The sequence below is a fragment of the Methylobacterium sp. Leaf113 genome, assembly GCF_001423325.1.
In the GTDB taxonomy this organism is placed as follows: domain Bacteria; phylum Pseudomonadota; class Alphaproteobacteria; order Rhizobiales; family Beijerinckiaceae; genus Methylobacterium.
Genome location: NZ_LMNJ01000006.1, coordinates 71,958 through 91,419 on the forward strand (window position 1 = coordinate 71,958; position 19,462 = coordinate 91,419).

Annotated in this window: 8 protein-coding genes; all 8 read left to right on the forward strand. The window is 67.8% G+C overall.

Annotated elements, in window-relative coordinates; translation table 11 throughout:
* Positions 1-1,038 precede the first annotated feature (1,038 nt).
* The 8 genes from ASF60_RS06435 to ASF60_RS06470 all read left to right on the forward strand — a co-directional run bounded on the left by ASF60_RS06435 (position 1,039) and on the right by ASF60_RS06470 (position 19,371).
* Positions 1,039-9,738 (forward strand): peroxidase family protein, encoded by an 8,700-nt coding sequence (locus ASF60_RS06435; RefSeq protein WP_056182162.1) that lies wholly within the window; start codon positions 1,039-1,041, stop codon positions 9,736-9,738.
* A gap of 60 nt (positions 9,739-9,798) precedes the next feature.
* Complete coding sequence (locus ASF60_RS06440) at positions 9,799-11,565, forward strand: type I secretion system permease/ATPase (protein ID WP_056182164.1); 1,767 nt, start codon at positions 9,799-9,801, stop codon at positions 11,563-11,565.
* Positions 11,562-14,537 (forward strand): cadherin-like domain-containing protein, encoded by a 2,976-nt coding sequence (locus ASF60_RS06445; protein WP_056182167.1) that lies wholly within the window; start codon positions 11,562-11,564, stop codon positions 14,535-14,537. Before ASF60_RS06440 ends, ASF60_RS06445 begins: the two co-directional genes overlap by 4 nt.
* 23 nt (positions 14,538-14,560) lie before the next feature.
* On the forward strand, positions 14,561-15,907 hold the full coding sequence (locus tag ASF60_RS06450) for an HlyD family type I secretion periplasmic adaptor subunit (protein WP_156633907.1): 1,347 nt from the start codon (positions 14,561-14,563) through the stop codon (positions 15,905-15,907).
* Between the two features lie 171 nt (positions 15,908-16,078).
* Positions 16,079-16,633 (forward strand): methanogen output domain 1-containing protein, encoded by a 555-nt coding sequence (locus tag ASF60_RS06455; RefSeq protein ID WP_156633908.1) that lies wholly within the window; start codon positions 16,079-16,081, stop codon positions 16,631-16,633.
* On the forward strand, positions 16,623-17,804 hold the full coding sequence (locus tag ASF60_RS06460) for a sensor histidine kinase (protein WP_244478346.1): 1,182 nt from the start codon (positions 16,623-16,625) through the stop codon (positions 17,802-17,804). The genes ASF60_RS06455 and ASF60_RS06460 overlap by 11 nt, the downstream gene beginning before the upstream one ends.
* Complete coding sequence (locus ASF60_RS06465) at positions 17,797-18,471, forward strand: response regulator (RefSeq protein ID WP_244478347.1); 675 nt, start codon at positions 17,797-17,799, stop codon at positions 18,469-18,471. The genes ASF60_RS06460 and ASF60_RS06465 overlap by 8 nt, the downstream gene beginning before the upstream one ends.
* Before the next feature lie 411 nt (positions 18,472-18,882).
* The gene (locus ASF60_RS06470) at positions 18,883-19,371 is read left to right on the forward strand and encodes a DUF2721 domain-containing protein (RefSeq protein WP_056182172.1); all 489 of its coding nucleotides are present in this window, start codon (positions 18,883-18,885) and stop codon (positions 19,369-19,371) included.
* Positions 19,372-19,462 lie beyond the last annotated feature (91 nt).

Genomic DNA, 19,462 nt, shown 5'->3' on the forward strand with positions numbered 1-19,462 from the left:
GAAAGGCGGCTTCGAAGCCGATCCGGAATCGATCCCCTTCTCTTAGGCCGGGACAGCGACCCGCATCCCTGGAGTTTGTCAGGGATCAAGTGGAAACCGGTGATCCCACCCAGACAAACGAAAGACGCTCGGATTGGCGGTGCGGCGGCCCCGGGGCCGCTCTTCGCATGGCGCCAGCCCGTCGGACGGCATTCGGCGGGGCCGAGACCCAGGCTTTGCGCGATCAGGCTCGCGCAAGGGGGGATGACGCCGGACAGGTCGGTCGGCCCCATCCGATGACACGTTGACCGCCCCGCCAGCGCATCGCGAAAGCGGGATTGCCGAGTGCTGCCCCGGTGCATTGGCGCTGACGCTGTCGTGGTCGGCGAGGTTCGCCTTGCGCGCCGGCAGATGCGCAAAGTCGATGTCGGCGTGGACCGGCTCGCGGCAAAGAGCGTGGGCAGACTCCGAACCAATCGGAAAGCGGTTTCGTGGATGCTGTCCCGGTAAACCCTGGTTCGGGCGCGAAAGACCGAGGCTTCGCCCGAAAGCGTGGATTGTCCATTTCGGGAATTACGTAGTTCCCACGTCTTCTTTCCGGTCGGCCTGCCAATTGAATAACCCTGGCCGATATCAGCAGTCGCGAAAGGGGACGAGGAAAAAACCTTCAGCGTTGGGTTTTTCCTTTGGGGTTAAGGGTTTTTTTACCATCGCTATTTTCCGAATCTGTGCGAGGTTCGGCGCAAGGGCAATCGCAGCCCCGAACGACGGCAACCGTTACCCTCATCAACTTCGCGGGGAACGTTCCATGTGCGCCAAATCAGGGCCGAAGACCGCTCGGCAGGATCATCGAATGCGCCCGTCGTCATGGACGTACATCACGCGCGCCTGACAGCCACGGGCGCGACCCAGGTCGCCGAGCCCCACGCACACTGACTAGACCCGTCCGATTCGACGGCATCCGTGCCGGCGCGCGCCGCCGCACCTCCTTCCCATTCGAACTCCGGGGCGGCGTCCGACGCGCGTCCCATCGCTGACCCATGAGCCGAGGATACCGCCATGTCCGTCACGTTCACCGTCGATACCAACGACCTCCGCCACATCCTGACGCAGATCCGCATCGCCGAAGAGTTCGCAGCTCCCGGCAACACGCGGACCCTGCAGGAGATCATCGGACCGGACGCGGCCCTGCTTCCCTACGGCCTGCGCGCCGTCGACGGGAGCAACAACAACCTCCTGCCGGGTCAGAGCCTTCTCGGGGCGGCGGACCAGCCCATGCCACGCCTCCTGTCGACCCAGTACACGACCGGCGCGGGCCAGTTCGACGTCAACGGGCCGGCCCTCGGCGGCGTTGTCACCAACAACGCTTACAGCGCTCCCGGCACGGTCATCGACACCAGCATTCGGACGGTCAGCAATCTCATCGTGGACATGAGCCCGCACAACCCGGCCGCGGTCGCGGCCTGGTTCGCCAACCCCATCGCCCAGGCCGCCTATGCGGCGGCTCACAACGGCGAGACGCCCCCCGCGGACTACGTCCCCACCGCGACCGAGATCGCCTTCATCCCGAACCAGTCGCCCGACATTGGCCTGTCGCCGCCCTTCAACGGGTGGATGACCCTGTTCGGGCAGTTCTTCGACCACGGGCTCGATCTTATCACCAAGGGGAACAACGGCTCGGTGATCGTTCCGCTGATGCCCGACGATCCGTTGATCGCGGGCGGCGACGGGGTGTTCGGCACCGTCGACGACCTGCCGGAGGCGCAACGCTTCATGGTCCTGACCCGGGCGACCCCCGTCGCGGGGCCGGGCGCCGACGGCGTGCTCGGCACGGCGGACGACATCCGCACCGCGGTCAACACCACGACGCCCTGGATCGACCAGAACCAGACCTACACCTCCCATCCCTCGCACCAGGTCTTCCTGCGCGAGTACGTCCGGGTCGACGTGACCCCAGGCGACGGCGTCGCCAATCCGGTCACCTTCGCGACCGGAAACCTTCTCAACGGCGGAGCGGACGGCAAGGCCATCGCGAACTGGGCCGAGGTCAAGGCCCAGGCCAAGATGATGCTGGGCATCGAACTCGTGGACACGGACATCCACAACGTGCCCGTGCTGATGACCGACCCCTACGGCCGCTTCATCCCGGGGCCCAACGGCTACGCGCAGATGCTCATGCAGCCCGACGCGACCCACGCCACCACGTGGTTCCAGGAGGGAACGGCGGAGGGCATCCGCACGGTCGGTGCGGTCAAGACCGGTCACGCCTTCCTCGACGACATTGCCCATTCCGCCAACCCCATCGTCCAGGGGCAGGCCGTGGCCGCCGACACGGATACGCTCACCGGCAACGCGGTCGGGATCAATCTCCAGACCGGGGCGAACCTCGCCTACGACAACGAGCTTCTCGACCGGCACTTCATCACGGGCGATGGGCGCGGGAACGAGAACATTGGCCTCACCGCGGTCCACACCATCTTCCACTCGGAGCACAACCGGCTCGTCGAGGCCAACAAGCAGACCATCCTGGCCTCGGGCGACCTCGCCTTCATCAACGAATGGCTGAGGGTCGACCTGACCTCCCTGCCGACCACATCGGACCAGGTCGCCGCGCTGCAATGGGACGGCGAGCGCCTGTTCCAGGGCGCCAAGTTCGTGACCGAGATGCAGTACCAGCACCTCGTGTTCGAGGAGTTCGCGCGAATGGTCCAGCCCAACGTCGACCCGTTCGTGTTCACGAACAGCGCCGACCTCAACCCGGCCATCACGGCCGAGTTCGCGCACGTCGTCTACCGCTTCGGGCATTCGATGCTGACGGACACCATCGACCGCATCGGCTTCGATATGCAGCCCATCGATGGCGACGTGACCGTCGCGGGCACCCAGGAACTCGGCCTCATCGAGGCGTTCCTCAACCCGCTGGCCTTCACGGCGAGCGGCGTCGACACGGAAGCGGCCGCCGGCGCCATCATCCGGGGCATGACCCGCCAGATCGGCAACGAGATCGACGAATTCGTGGTCGATGCCCTGCGCAACAACCTGCTCGGGCTCCCGCTCGACCTGGCGACGCTCAACATCGCGCGCTCACGGGAACAGGGCGTCCCGACCCTGAATGAGGCCCGCGCCGAGTTCTACGCGATGACCGCCGACGCCAAGCTCAAGCCTTACACGAGCTGGGTCGACTTCGCCCAGAACATCAAGAACCCGGCCTCGGTGATCAACTTCATCGCGGCCTACGGCGACCACGCGCTCATCACGCAGGAAAGCACGCTCGCCGGCAAGCGCGCCGCGGCGACCGCCCTGGTCTTCGATATCTCGGTCGATGTGCCGGACGATCCGTCGACCCCGGTGAACGACGCGCACACCATCGCGCCGCCCGCGGATCGGCTCGATTTCCTCACCGGCACCGGCGCTTGGAATGCCGCGAATTCCGGTCTGAACGACGTCGACTTCTGGATCGGCGGCCTGGCCGAGGAGAAGATGGAATTCGGCGGGATGCTGGGCAACACCTTCAACTTCGTCTTCGAGACGCAGATGGAGAACCTGCAGAACGGCGACCGCTTCTACTATCTCAGCCGCACGCAGGGCATGAACCTGCTCAACGAGCTGGAGGCCAACACCTTCTCGGCCCTGGTGCAGCGCAACACCGATCTCGGCGACGAGGGCTCCTCGCATCTCAACGGATCGCTGTTCGGGCGGGCCGACCACATCCTCGAACTTAATCCGGTCAACCAGGTCGGGGACGACCCGACCCAGGACGACCTGCTGCTGCAGATCCTGGACCCGAAGGTGGTCCGCGTGGCCCCGGGCGCCGATATCGACGGAGACGGGCGCGCCGATGGCGGGATGCTGAAGTTCAGCGGCGGCGAGCACGTCGTCCTCGGCGGCACCGAGGGCAACGACACCCTCATCGGCGATAAGGGCATCGACACCCTCTGGGGCGACGGCGGGGACGATTACCTCAATGGCGGGATGGAATCCGACCAGATCTACGGTGGCGACGGCGACGACGTCATCGAGGACCCCTTCGGCGACGAGTTCATCCGGGGCGGCGAGGGCAACGATGCCATCTCGGGCGGTCCAGGCCTCGACATCCTGTTCGGCGGCGGGGGCAAGGATTTCATCACGCATTCGACCGATACGGTCGAGGTCTTTGCCGGGCGCGGCGACGATTTCGTCCTGGGCGGCAGCGCCGCCGACGGCCTGATGGGCAACGAGGGCGACGACTGGATCGAGGGCGGCGAGGGCTTCGACAGCCTCTCGGGCGAGAACTCCCAGCTGTTCTTCAACAGCATCATCATCGGCCACGACGTCCTCAACGGACAGGGCAACGACACCGACTACGACGGCGAGTCCGGCGACGACATCATGGTCCAGGGCGCCGGCATCCAGCGCAACAACGGCATGCTCGGGTTCGATTGGTCGATCCAGAAGGGCGACCCCAACGACGGGATCATCGACCTCGGCATCTCCCGCTTCGTCAACCAGCAGGCCCTGACCCTTCGCGACCGCAACGACTCCGTGGAGGGCGCTTCGGGCTGGAAGCATGACGATACCCTGATCGGCACCGAGCGGCCGACCGGTGCGGTCGGCGACCCCGCCGGCGGCATCGTCGGCGGACCGGCGACCGACAGCATGCTGCTGTCCCAGAACGTCGCCCTGATCGACGGCTTTCAGGCATTGCTCAAGCTGACCCCGGGGGCGATCCGCGGTCAGACCGTCGGCAGCGACGCCACGTCCTTCGCGAGCCTCGCTCCCGACACGACCGTATTCGACCCCCAGAACGGTGGCGATATCCTGCTCGGCGGCGCCGGCAGCGACACCATCACCGGTAAGGCCGGCAACGACATCCTCGATGGCGACCGCTGGCTCAACGTCAGGATCAGCATCCGTGACGCTGGCGGCACCGAGGTGGCGACCGCCGACAGCCTCGCGGGCCAGATGTTCACGACGCCGGCCGGGCTCGCGAGCGGCACCGGACCACTCTACCTCGGCGGGATGACCCTGCAGGCCGCGCTGATGTCGCGGGCGGTGAATCCGGGCCAGCTCAACATCGTGCGTGAGATCCTCGACGCCGGACAAGGAGCCGACGTCGACACGGCGGTCTTCTCCGACGTGCGGGCCAACTACACCCTCACCAACCTCGGCGACGGCAGCTTCCGGGTCGACCACACCGGTTTCGCCGTGAGCCCGACCCTGAGGTTCTCGGACGGCATCGATACGTTGCACAACATCGAGCGGGCGCAGTTCTCGGACGGGGCCGTGTTCCTCACCAACGTGCCCGCGACGGGGGCGCCGACCGTCAACGACACGACCCCCACCGAACTGGCGACGATCAGGGCCAACGTGGCCGGAATCGCCGATCTGAACGGCCTGCCCACGACCTTCGCCTTCCAATGGCAAGCCCAGTCAGCCACCGGAGCCTGGACCGACATCGTCGGGGCGACCGGCCAGACCTTCACGCCGCAGCAGGCCCAGGTCGGGCTCCAGGTCCGTGTCGCGGTGAGCTTCACCGACCAGGGAGGCTATGCCGAGCGCGTCGTCTCAGCGCCGACCGACGTGGTCGGCGACAACATCGTCGACAACGGCCTGGGCAACAGTATCAACGGCACGGCAGGCGCCGATCGGATCCTCGCCAACGGCGGCAACGACACGGTGAACGCCGGGGCCGGTGACGACGTCGTCGACGGCGGGGCCGGCGCAGACACCATCAACGGCGCGGCCGGCAACGACACCATCCAGGGCGGCACCGGCAACGACACCATCGATGCCGGCGCCGGCGACGATGGTGTGACCTGGAACGGTGGAGCTGCGCTCGGGCCGGTCGCCCTCGTCCCCACCGATGGACGCGACGTGGTGAGGGGCGGCACCGAGGGACCCGTGGGAGACACCCTCGTGGTCAACGGCACCCTCGGTCTCGCCGAGACCTTCCGGGTCTACACGGTCGCCGCCTGGGGGCAGGTCGCCGGCAACAATGTCGCCACCCTGAGCCCCGGCACCGAGATCGTCATCACCCGTACCACGGGGGCTGGCATCGGCGCCGTCACCACCGTCATCGCCGAATTGCAGGAGATCGAGGAGATCCGGATCGGGACCGCCGCGGTCTCGGTGCCGAACCCGCCGACCAACGCGGGGGCAGGCGACAGCGTCTTCCTGATCGGCAACTTCTCGACGACCAGCCTGAACCTCAACACCGTCACCATCGACGGAACCGAGGGGAACGATACCGTCGACATCTCGGGCCTGACCTCGGCCCACCGGATCGTATTCCGCTCCAGTGGCGGTACCGACACCATCGTGGGAACGCTGCGGCCCCAGGACGTCATCGAACTGGCGCCGGGCACGACCCGCGCGAACTACACGGAGACGCAGGCGAACGGAGTCACAACCCTGACGAACGGCTCCCACAGCATCACCTTCGCAAGCTCGGGGACCCCCACCTTCGGGACCGTGCCGGCCACCGGCGGGAATCCGCCGGACGGGGGTGTCGGGAACGGCGGGGGCGGCGGGAACGGTGGCGGCGGCTTCGCGCTCACCGCAGCGGACCTTGCCGGGATCAAGGCCCTCGTCACCGGGCAGCCCGTCGCCGGAGGCGACGACGACGCCAGCGGGGCCGCCGGCGTGCGCCACCTCTCGGGTGCCGGCAACAACCTCGACCATCCCGAGTTCGGAGCGGCCGACCAGCCGTTCATCCGGCTCACCGACGCCCATTACGGCGCCTTCGACCCGGCGACGAACAACAACGCCCTCAATCCGCTCTACGCCGGCCTCGATCCCCGCGCCATCAGCAACGTGCTGGGCACGCAGGAGGCCGACCTGCCGCACCAGGCCAACGGTTCGAACATCTTCTTCATGGCGTTCGGCCAGTATTTCGACCATGGCCTCGACTTCCTGCCGAAGAGTGCATCCAACGGCATTGTTCAGATCGACCTGCCCGGCTCCGGGCGCGCGCCCGGAACCAACAATCCGGCCGATCTGACCCGGGGCGAGGTCTCGTCCATCGTCGACGACGTGCCCCAGCACCTCAACAAGACCTCCCCCTTCGTCGACCAGAACCAAGCCTACGGCTCGCACGAACTCGTCGGCCAGTTCCTGCGGGAGAGCGACGGCAACCAGGGCGTCGGTGCGCGCCTCCTCGCGGGTGTTCCGGACCCGTCCAATCCCGCCTTCAATCTGCTGCCCACTCTGCGGGAGCTCATCCAACATCATTGGGATGCGGACACGATCTTCCACGATGCCTCGCTCCCGGGTGGAGCCGTCAGCTTCCGAAGCTACGTCTCGAATTTCCCCCTCTCCGAGACCAGGACCGGCTCTTTGTTCAATGCGGCCGGGGCGTTCGACCCGGAGGCGGTGAGCGCCTTCGCCTCGAACTTCATGGGAAGCGGCAACGCGCTGCTCCTCGACACGAACCCCTTCGTCAGTCTGCTCGACCACTACGTGGCCGGCGACGGGCGCGCGAACGAGAACGTGTCGCTCACCGCCATGCACACGATCTGGGCGCGCAACCACAACTTCCACGTGGAGAACCTCGTGGAGGCCGGTTTCCAGGGTACGCCGGAAGAGGTGTTTCAGGCCGCCAAGACGATCAACGAGACGGAGTACCAGCGCGTGGTCTTCGACGAGTTCGCGGATCAGCTCATCGGCGGCATGAAGGGCAATGGCACGCACGGTCACGGCGGCTACAACCCCGACGTCGATGCCCGGATCTCCCACGAGTTCGCCTCGGCGGTGTACCGCGTCGGGCACTCGCTGATCGGCGAGACGCTGACGGTCATCGGTTCCGACGGAGCGCCTCGGCAGGTCGCCCTCTTCGATGCCTTCCTGAACCCCTCGAACGCCCCGGACGTCTTCACGGCACCCCTGCCGCCCGGCTACGTGCCGCAGCCGGGTTACGCCCAGCTCGGGGCCAACGCCATCCTGGCCGGCGTCGCGACGCAGCCCGCCGAAGAGGTCGACTTCAACATCGTCGATGCGGTGCGCAACGATCTGGTGCGGATCAACGCCGACCTGTTCGCCTTCAATGTTGCTCGCGGCCGCGACGTCGGCCTCGGCTCCTTGAACCAGGTCCGCTCCGACCTCATGGCGTCCGCGGACCCCTACATTCGGGAGGCATTGGAGTATGCGGGCAACCTGACGCCCTATGCCTCCTGGGAAGACTTCCAGGCCCGGAACGGATTGAGCGACACCGTTATCGCGCAGTTCAAGGCCGCCTACCCGGACCTCACCCTAACGACGGCCGAGCAGCAGGCGGCCTTCGTGGCGGCCAATCCCGACATCGCGATTCACCAGCGGGCGGACGGCACCCCATACGTGAGCGGCATCGACCGGGTCGACCTCTGGGTCGGCGGCCTGGCCGAGCAGCACATCAACGGCGGCGTCGTGGGCCAGACCTTCTGGGTCGTGCTGCACGAGCAGTTCGACCGCCTGCAGGAAGGGGACCGGTTCTACTACACCGACCGGTTCGACAATTTCGACTTTTACCAAAACATCGTCGATGGCCAGAACTTCTCCGACATCGTCGCGCGCAACACCGGCCTGACCGGCCTCCAGGAAGACATCTTCGCCGTCAGCGACGAGGACGAACCCATCGACGGAGGGGGCGGAACGGTCGGCGGGGGCACGGACGACGACGACGATGAGGACGGCGACACCCCGGGCGGTGGCAACCCCGATGACGGGGACGATGATACCGCGGGCGGCGGCGACTCCGATGACGGGGACGGCGACACCCCGGGTGGTGGCGGTTGCGACGATGACGGCGATACCGCGCCCGGGACGGGCGGGGGCGCGACGACCGGAGGTTCGACCGGAGGCACCACCGGCGGCGGGACAACCACGCCTCCGGCCGACCTTCCGGCAAGCCTGGTGGCCGGTACCGCCGGCGACGATGTCCTGCCCGGGACTGCGGGCGCCGACACGATCCTCGGCCTGTCCGGCGACGACAACATCCTTGCCGGCGAGGGGGCCGACGTGGTCCGTGGCGGCGACGGGAACGACTTCGTCGATGCCGGCGGTGACCGCGACGTGGTCTTCGGCGGGGCCGGCGACGACGACATCCTCGCCGGCGGCGAAGACGACATGGTCTACGGCGATGGTGGTGCGGATCGCATCCTGGCTGGGGCCGGCAACGACCTCGTGACGGCGGGGGCCGGCAACGACTCGGTGATCGGCGGCGACGGCAACGACCTGTTCGTGGCCGAGGTCGGGGATGGCAGCGACAGCTACTGGGGCGACGAGGTCGGGGGCGGCATCGGCATCGACACGCTCGACATGTCGGCTATCACGGCCACCATCATGGCCGACCTCGGCACCGGTCTTGCCGGACGAGGCAGCGTCACGAGCAGCCAATCCGGTTCCGATACCCTCTGGGGCATCGAGAACATCGTGGCCGGCTCGGGCGACGACACCATCACGGCCAGCGACGCCGTGAACGTGATGGATGGCGGCCTCGGTGCCGACGTCTACCGCTTCCTCTCGGCGTCGGCGGCGAACGGCGACACCATCGCGAGCTTCCAGCCCGGCGACAAGGTCGACCTCAGCGGCATCGACGCGAACCAGGGCGTGGCCGGCAACCAGGCGTTCACGCTCGCGACCGGGGCGGCCTTCACCGGGGTCGGCGAGTTGCTGGTCACCCAGGAACACCGGGGGGACGGGGACTACACCGTCGTGGCGGGCAACACCGGCGGCGACGCAGCCCCCGAGTTCAAGTTCAGCATCAAGGGAGCCCCGGCCGCGACGGCCGCAGACTTCGCCCTCTGACGCCGGAGGGGGCCGCGCCAGGCCCCCTCCGGTTCCGCCGCGCTCATGGGGGATCGAGACATGCGCTCCAGGGATCAGAAACAGCTCGCCAAGAAGAGAAGCACCGAGGCGCTGACCCGGCATTTCGGGATGCCGTTCGTCTTTCTCGTCGCGATGTCGGGCATCATCAACATCCTGGCCCTGACCGGATCGTTCTACATGCTCCAGGTCTACGACCGGGCGCTGCCGAGCGGCAGCCTGCCCACTCTGGTTGGGCTCTCGACGCTCGCCATCGGCCTCTACGTCTTTCAGGGCATGTTCGACGTTCTGCGCCAGCAGATCCTCGTTCGGATCGGGGCGCAGCTCGACCGCCGGATCGCCCCTCTGGCGCAGCGTGTCTCCATCGATATGCCGCGCTTCGGCTTCTCCACCGCAGAGGCGATGGAACGCAGCCGGGACGTCGACACCGTCCGTGGCTTCCTGGGGAGCCCCGGGCTCGTGGCGCTCTTCGACCTGCCCTGGACGCCCGTCTTCCTCGTCTTCGTCTACATGCTCCATCCCTGGCTCGGCGCGCTGACCGTCGCGGGCGCCGTCCTCCTCACCCTGATCACCATTCTCACCGAACTGCTGACCCGGCGCTGGACCGGGGCGACCCAGCAGGCGGTGGTGGCCCGCAACGCCATCGCGGACTCGAACGCCCGCAACGCCGACGTCCTGAAGGCGATGGGGTTCGCCGAGCGGGCCGTCGACCGGTATCGCCTCGCCAACAACGAGCACCTGGAACTGCAGACCCGGACGACGGACATCACCGGGACCTTCGCGGCCATCTCCCGCGTCCTGCGCATGATCCTGCAATCGGCGGTGCTGGGGCTCGGGGCCTACCTCGTCATCGGCGGCGAGCTCTCGGCCGGCTCCATCATCGCGGCCTCCATCACTTCGGCCCGAGCACTGGCCCCCATCGACCAGACCGTGGGCAACTGGAAAGGCATCGCCGTGGCCCGCAAGGCCTTCGGGCGGCTGACGGAAACCCTTGTCGCGCTCTCGGGCGTCGAGCGGCCGATGCCGCTGCCGATGCCGCAATCGTCCCTCCGCGTCGGGTCGATCACGGTTGCGACGCCCGGCTCCGGGCGGGTGCTGCTGTCGGACGTCGCGTTCGAGTTGAAGGCGGGCCAAGCCCTCGGCGTCATCGGCCCCAGCGGCGGCGGCAAGACCACGCTCAGCCGGGCGCTGACGGGCATCTGGCCCATCCTGCGCGGCGGCATCCGCCTCGACGGGGCCGACCTGTCGCAGTGGGACGAGGACAGCCTCGGTCGCATCATCGGGTACCTGCCCCAGGAGGTCTGCCTGATGGACGCGACGGTCGAGGAGAACATCTCCCGCCTCGCCCAGGATGCCGACCCGGCCCTGGTGGTCGCCGCCGCCCGCGCCGCAGGTGTCCACGAGATGATCCTGCGCCTGCCCGACGGCTACCGCACCGAGCTCGGCCCGTTCGGGACCGCGCTCTCCGGCGGCCAGCGCCAGCGCATCGCCCTCGCGCGGGCGCTGTACGGCAACCCCTTCCTGCTGGTGCTCGACGAGCCGAATTCCAACCTCGACGGCGAGGGAGAGGCGGCGCTGGCCGCCGCCATCCAGGGCGTGCGCGCCCGCGGAGGGATCGCGGTCGTGATCGCGCACCGACCGAGCGTGCTGGCCGCCGTCGACACCATCGCGGTGATCCAGGACGGCAAGCTGACCGCCTTCGGACCCAAGGATGCGATCCTCGGCAAGGCCGTGCGCGACGCATCGGTGGGAACCGATCCCGCAAAGATCGCAAGGGAGCGCTCCGTTCTGGAGCGGGTGCCGGCATGATCATCGAGACGAAGGGAACCAAGACCGGCGACGCCGCCCCGACCGGAGCGCAGACATACGCGCCGAAGGTAGCCGCCAAGTCGTCGCCGACGCCCTACTACCTGGCCCTCGCGGTCGCGGCCGTGGCCGGGTACCTGAAGTCCCTGTTCCACACCTCGGTTCAGGCCGAGGTCGAGCCCAGCGCCGCCGGACACGAGACGAAGGCCGCGCCCAAGCTGATCGTCATAGCCGCGTCGGACGTGGATTCGGACGAGCCCCCCGCCGAGCATCGGCTGCTGGGATCATCCGGGATCGTCCCCCAGGCCGAGACGCCAGCGCCAGAGTACGATGCCACCCACTTCCCCGCGCATACGCTCCACTTCGCCAGGCACGACCCCCAACCGAACCTCAGCGACTTCAAGTCGTCACCGATCATCCCACGCCCCATCAACGACAATGCCGATAGAGGACCTGGCGTTCGGGGCGGCGGCGGGGGAGGCCGGGACAAGGGCCACGTCGACGAGGGAACGGGTTCCGACAACGCCGATGATCCCGCGACACGACCGCCCGGCGGGCTGGGCGGCAGCGAAGCCCTTCCCGGCGGCGGCGAAGACCTGCCCGGCGGCGAAGACCTGCCCGGCGGCGAAGACCTGCCCGGCGGCGAAGACCTGCCCGGCGGCAAAGACAAGCCTCCGGCCGAGGACCGTCCCCCGGGACAGGATACCGCCGGCCCCGGCAAGTCGACCGGGATCGACGGAGATAGGGGCGTCGGGCTTGGCGACCCTTCCGGGGGGGCTAAGGATACCGGAGATGGCTCCGGCGCCGTCGCGCCCCGTCCCGTGTCAAACGATGATGGGGACGGCTCGACGGGCCGGCGCAATCGCGCGCCGACCACCAGCGGCACGGTCCAGCTCGCCGATATGGCCGCCTGTGCGCTGCTGCCCATCGCGCTGGCGGACCTTCTCAGGAACGCCGAAGATCCGGACGGCGACAGCCTTTCGGTCCGCAACGTCACGGTCTCGTCCGGAGCGCTGACCCGAGACGGCGACGGCTGGGTGTACGACGCCGATGATCTCGGTCCGGTCACCGTCACGTACGAGGTCACGGACGGCGAGCTCTCCGTCACCCAGACGGCGGTCTTCAACGTCGTCGAACACGAGCCGATGGTGGGCACGAACGGCGACGACCTCTTGCTCGGAACGCTTTGCGCCGACGAGATCGACGGCAGGGGGGGCAACGACATCATCGACGCCCGTGCCGCGGCCGACATTATCGACGGGGGCGCCGGAGACGACCACATCCTCGGTGGCGCCGGGGACGACGTGATCCTGGGGGGCGACGGGAACGACGTCGTGTTTGCGGGGATGGGGGCGGATCGGGTTTCGGGAGGCAACGGCAACGACCGCATCTTCGGCGAGGAGGGCGACGACATCCTTTTCGGCGACGCCGGTGACGACCTGCTCGACGGCGGGGAAGGCAGCGACATCCTCGTGGGGGGGATGGGAAACGACCTGCTCCTCGGCGACAGGGGCGATGATCGCCTCGACGGGTCGGAGGGAGCCGACGTCGCGTTCGGCGGCGCCGGGCGCGACGTGATTCTGGGCGGCCTCGGGGACGACCGTTTGGAAGGCGGCGATGACGCCGACGTTCTCTCGGACGGTCGGGGTCGGGACGTGGTCTCGGGGCAGGACGGGAACGACGTCCTCGTGGCAGCCCCGGACGGCGAGGCCGACCTGTTCGAGGGCGGCGCCGGAACGGATACGCTCGACCTGGCGGGGGTGGCAACCGATGTCGTGGTCGACTTGGCCGCCGGCACGGCTGTCGGCCAGGAGATCGGACGTGACACGGTCGCATCCATCGAAGTTGTGCAAGCCGGTGTCGGGAACGACGTCCTCATCGGAAGCTCGCAGGGCGATACCCTCATGGGAGGAGCGGGGCGGGACACGGTGTCGGGCGGCGCCGGCGACGATCTCGTCGACGGCGGGTCGGGTGACGATACCCTCGCGGACGGTGCCGGATCGGACACGGTCCTCGGAGGTGCAGGCGACGACCTCGTCATGGCCGCCCTCGATGGGGAAGCCGACATCTTCGACGGCGGCGCCGGCACGGATACGCTCGACCTGTCCGGGACGCGGACGGGCATCGCCGCCGACCTGCTCATCGGCATCGCGACGGGCGCCGAGACCGGGTGGGACCACCTCAACGGGCTTGAGGCGCTGATCGGTGGATCCGGCGACGATACCCTGTCCGGCAGTGACGGGAGCAACCGCTTGACCGGCGGGGAGGGGCACGACCTCATCGCCGGACGAGGGGGCGACGATGTCCTGGAGGGCGGTGCAGGGTGCGATACGCTCCTCGACGGAGCCGGGCGCGATACCCTGCACGCTGGTGCGGGCGACGACCGTATCGTCTTCGCGCTGGATGGCGACGACGATCTTGTCGACGGTGGCGCGGGCTCGGATACGCTCGACCTGAGCAGCGCGACCGGAGATCTGCTCGTCGACCTCGTCAACCATGTCGTGTCAGGCACCGAACTCGGGAACGACAAGGTGGAGTCCATCGAGCGGATCGTTTCCGGATCGGGCGACGACCGCTTCGTCGTCGGGGCGGACGCCGTCGTGCTCACGGGCGGCGGCGGGAACGATGGCTACGTGTTCCTTGCCCGTACCGGAACGCAGGAGACCACCCGCTCCGTGCAGATCACCGACTTCTCGGTCGGGGATTACGTCGACCTCCTGAAATGGTCCCTCTTCGAAAAAGGGGCGAGTGCCACCGGTGACTCGCTGTCCGAAGCGATGGACCGCGACGATGGCACCGTTTCGGGCATCCGCTACCGGGCCGCGCTCTTCGACGAGGGCGACGCGACCGTCATCTCGGCCGACCTCGACGGCGATGATTCCTTCGAGACGACCCTCGTCCTCGACGGGCACCACACCCTGCTGTTCGTCGAGAAGACGGCCGCGGCGACCCAGCCGACGGCCCCCATCCATTGATGCAGCCTTCGAAGGAGCGGACCATGCGTACGCGCACCATCGGTGTCCATCGTCCCAAGCCCTTGGACGGGATCGACCTTGGCACGGAGACTTCCTTCTCCGTCATCCCTCGCATCGCTCTCGGATTCGCGCTGGGCGTCAGCCTCCTGGTCGGGGTCGGCGGTTGGGCGGCGACGACCGATCTCAACGGCGCCATCCTGGCATCGGGAGCGGTCACCGTCGATCAGAATGCCAAGGCGGTCCAGCACCGGGACGGCGGCGTCGTCGGCGCGATCCTGGTGCGGGACGGGCAGGTCGTGACCGCCGGTCAGGTTCTCATTCGCATCGACGATGCCCAGACACGCGCCGAACTCGCGATCGTCAGGGGACAGTTGGGGGAGTTGTCGGCCAAGAAGGCCCGCCTGTTGGCGGAGCGCGACGGGCTGCGCGAGATCGCCATCCCGGCGAGCCTGTCGGACGGTGATGCGGAGATGCGGGCCATCCTCGACGGCGAGAGCCGTCTGTTCCGCGGCAATCTCGCCAGCCGTGACAGCCAACGCCAGCAGCTGGAGCTGCAGATCGGTCAGGTGGCCGAGGAGATCGCCGGCCTGGTCAAGCAGAAGGAGGCCAAGCGCGACGAACTCGCGATCCTCACGAGCGAACACGGCAAGCTGCAGGGCCTCGTCGACAAGCACCTGTTCGAGAGTTCGAAGTTTCTGCCCATCAGCCGCGACCGGCACCGCCTGACCGGTGAGCAAGGCTCGCTGGAAGCCTCCATTGCAAGGGCCAAGGTCCGCACCAGCGAAATTCGGGTCCAGCTTCTCGCCATCACGGAGACCGCGCGCACCGAGGCCCAGAAGGAGCTCAGCGTCGTCGATGCCAAGCTCGCTGAGCTGGGCAACCGTCGCATCGCCCTGGAGGATCGGCTCACCCGGACCGAGATCCGCGCCCCCGCCACGGGCGTCCTGCACGAGCTGAAGACCTTCACGGTCGGCGGCGTCGTCACGCCGGCCGACGTGCTCGCGACCGTCGTGCCCGCGGACGCCGCGCTGCGGATCGAGGTCCGCATCTCTCCGGCAAGCATCGACCAGATCGGCATCGGACGCCCGGCCAAGCTCCGGTTCACCGCCTTCAACCAGCGCACGACCCCCGAACTGAAGGGGACGCTGACATACGTCTCGCCGTCGACCACCAAGGGAGGCAAGGATGAGGCGTTCTACGTGGGGTACGTCGAACTCAACGAGGGGGAGATGAACCGTCTCGGCGAGAGATCTCACCTGGTTCCCGGCATGCCGGTGGAGGTGCACGTCGCAACCGAGGAACGCACCGCGCTTTCCTATCTGATGAAGCCCATTCAGGATCAATTCACGCGCAGCTTTCGGGAGAGATGATTGCGGGAAATGACGTAAATCATTCCATCTTGTGGTCCGATGTGCAGTCGATGACTGGGATGGCGGGAATGATATCAGGAATATGTATTTCTACTTATTCCGAATTAGTGGTTTCATTGAGTTTTTTTGTGCTACTCTCGTGACGATAAGGTCAAGGAGGGAGCGCGGCCGATGGGCCCAGAAGCCGTTGGCGTAGCGGACGTCGCGCGAGCATCGATCGCCATCGACCGGGAGGATTTCCTCGGCATGGTGTTCGGTGCCTTCACGGACGCCCTGGACGATGCCGTCGGAAGGTCGGAGGCGAGCGGCTTCATCGCCCTGGTGAGCATGGCCGTGTCGGAGGAAATCAAGGCGCGATACCTTCGCGCGTCGGGAACGCCTCGGTTGGATCTCGCCGCCACCGTCGACGCCATGATCGATCTCAAGCGGCGCTTGGGGGGAGACTTCTACGTCATCGAGGCGACACCCCGGCGCATCGTGCTCGGCAACAGGCGCTGCCCGTTCGGCGAGTTGGTGAAGAAGTCCCCCTCGATGTGCATGGTGACCTCGAACGTCTTCGGTCACATGGTTGCGGAGAGCCAAGGCTATGGTCGAATTACGCTTGGTGACACCATCGCCCGCGGCGGCACCGGCTGCAGGATCGTCATCGACCTCGACCCCGATGCCCCCGACGAGGGAGGACAGGACTACTTCGGACAGGACTACTTCGGAAAGGATGTCGCCTAGGTCGGATTTCGAAGTCCTGTTCGAGTTCGTCCCTGCGCCGATGCTCATCGTGCGGCCGAGCGGGGAACTCGAAGCCGCCAACGCCTCCGCGCGCGAAGTGTTGGACGGTCTCCGGCTCGGTGACGTCCTGCCCGTCCAGCAAGCCGCCGAGCCGGAGTTGCGCCGCTATCTCGAACGCTGCGCCTCCTGTGCGGCCACGTTGCCGGGCACCCTGTTCCTCCAGGACGACGATGGAAACCTCGAGCGGCATGCCTGCCACGGGGCGCGTGCCCGGCTGGGCGGCTTCCCGGGTCGTCCGCTCATCATCCTGCACCTCGACGGGGTGGGACTCGGCCGTCGGTTCGGGATTCTCGCCTCGAAGCTCCACGATGCCCGCCGCGTCATGCTGGAGCGGCGGCGGCGCACGCGCGAGATGCAGGCGCTCCTTCGGGAACGCGAGGATCTGCTCGTCCGCCTGGAGGCCGATGCCGCCGCACGCTTGGCGGCCGAACGGGAACGCGACGAGGTGCTGACCCGGCTGTACCGCGCCGGACAGGACGAACGGCGCCGGCTCGCGCGCGACCTCCATGACCATGCCGGCCAGCATCTGGTCGCCCTGAACTTCGGTCTTCGACGCCTCCTGCCCTACCTCTCGGGTGAGGATGGACGCTGCGAACTCAACCGCCTCCTCGATCAGGCCCAGGAGGTGGGACAGGCGCTGCGTCGCGTCACCCTCGAACTGCGACCGGCGGCCCTCGACGAGTTCGGTTTCGTCACCGCCCTGCGCTACCTCGTGGAGGAGTGGAGCCGCACCACGTCGGTTCCGACGGAGCTGCAGGTCAGCGGGGCGGAAATCCCCCTGCCTGCCGAGCACGCCATCACGCTGTATCGCATCACGCAAGAGGCGCTCAACAACGTCGCCAAGCATGCGGGCCTGCCGAGCTACGTTTCCATCGTGCTCCTGTTCGGCGCGGGGAGGCTGACCCTCACAGTCGACGATGACGGCCTGGGATTCGAGGCCGATGCCGCCTCGGTGAATGTCCTGGTGACCCAGGGCAAGCTCGGATTGATCGGGATGCGTGAACGCATGGCCCTCATCGGGGGCGGCCTGGAGATCGAGTCCTCCCCTGGCCAGGGGGCGTCGGTCGTCGCACGGGTGCGGCTCGGAAAGGATGCCTCGGGCCATGAATGACCAACGCCCCATCCGGATCGCGCTCGCGGACGACCATCCCGTGTTCCGGCACGGCGTCGCCGACCTTCTGGCGAACACCGGCGGGATCGAGATCGTCGCGTCCGTGGATACCGGCCTCGACGCGGTGCAGGCGATATCCAGCTTGTCCCCGGACATCGCCATCCTGGACTTCGCGATGCCGGACATGAACGGGGTCGCGGTGATCCGCAAGCTGGTCGAACGGCAATGCCCGACCGGGTCGATCATCCTCAGCGCCTACGAGAGCCGGGTCTATGTCGACCAGGCGTTCGAGGCCGGCGCGGGGGGATACGTCCTGAAGCGCTCGGCCTTCCTCAACATCGTCCAGGCCGTCCGAGCGGTGGTTGCCGGCGGCATCTACGTGGATGCCGCATTGCCGTCGCGCGCTGCCGGCCACAAGGCGCCGATGGCGTGTCAGAGCCACGACGACATGCAGGCTTCGCTGGCCGACCGCGAGAGGGAAATCCTCCGCTTCGTGGCATTCGGCTTCACCAGCAAGGAGATCGCCAGCCACCTCGGTTCCACGCCGAAGACCGTCGAAACCCAAAAGGCCCGGGCATGCGGCCGGCTGGGCATCAACAGCCGCGCCCAGATCGTCCAGTTCGCCATCATGCAGGGATGGCTCCAGGGCTCGATCCCGGTTCGTTGAGAATCGTTGACGGCCCCGGCGACGTCGTCGGAATGGGACGCCGGTGACGTGCGTGACGCCAGGCCCTGGATGAAGCCGACCGGAGTGCCGGACTAAGCCTCTCCGGCTGGCCCCATGATCGCCTCCGGAACCTTGAACGCGTCATCCGCCCGACGACACGTCAGCCTCCCAATACCTCGATGCAGCGAGAGGTTGTCATGAGCCGGCCGCGAGTCGAGCAACCTGGCTAAGCATGAGACAGGCGAAGATATCCCGCTCCGGGCAGCCCGTCTTCCGGGAGGCCGGTCGCGGAGCTGCACGAAGTGCGGCCCGAGGAGCAGCGTAAGCAGCGGAGCATGGGGCCGCGCGCGTGAACACCTCCGCCGGGGCGCCCGTATTCCGGCGCCAGCCGCTTTGGCCTATCAGGCGCCCATGTCCGCCGTTCCCGTTGCTCCCGACGACATCGCCCACGTCATCCAGATCGCCCTCGCGCCGGCCTTCCTGCTGACGGCGCTGGCCACCCTGCTGAACGTCTTCTCGACCCGACTCGGGCGCGTCGCCGACAAGGTCGATGCCGCCGCCGCCGGCCTGCGGGACGCGGATGCGCGCGAGACCGTCCGGCTGACCCGCCAGATGTCGTACCTGCGGCGGCGCTCCTTCGTCCTGGACGCGGCCGTCGTGCTGGCATCGACCGGTGCGGCGATGACCGGCATCGCCGTGCTGACCCTGTATGTCGGGGCGCTGCGCGACGCCGCGACGGCCTCGATCCTCTTCGCCTGTTTCGGCATCGCCCTGGTCTGCACCGTGGCGGCAGTCTGTGCCTTCCTGGTCGAGATCCTGATGGCCGGGCGCGGCATCCGGGACGAGGTCGACCGCCAGCAGGAGCAGGCGGGCGATCCGGGTTCGTCCCGACGCGGCTGATCGGCCCGGGATGCGCCGGGCGGCGGGGCGTCCTGCGCCGAGGCCGTCTCGATCACCGGCCCGGCGCCTGCTAACGCGGTCCGGCGATCGG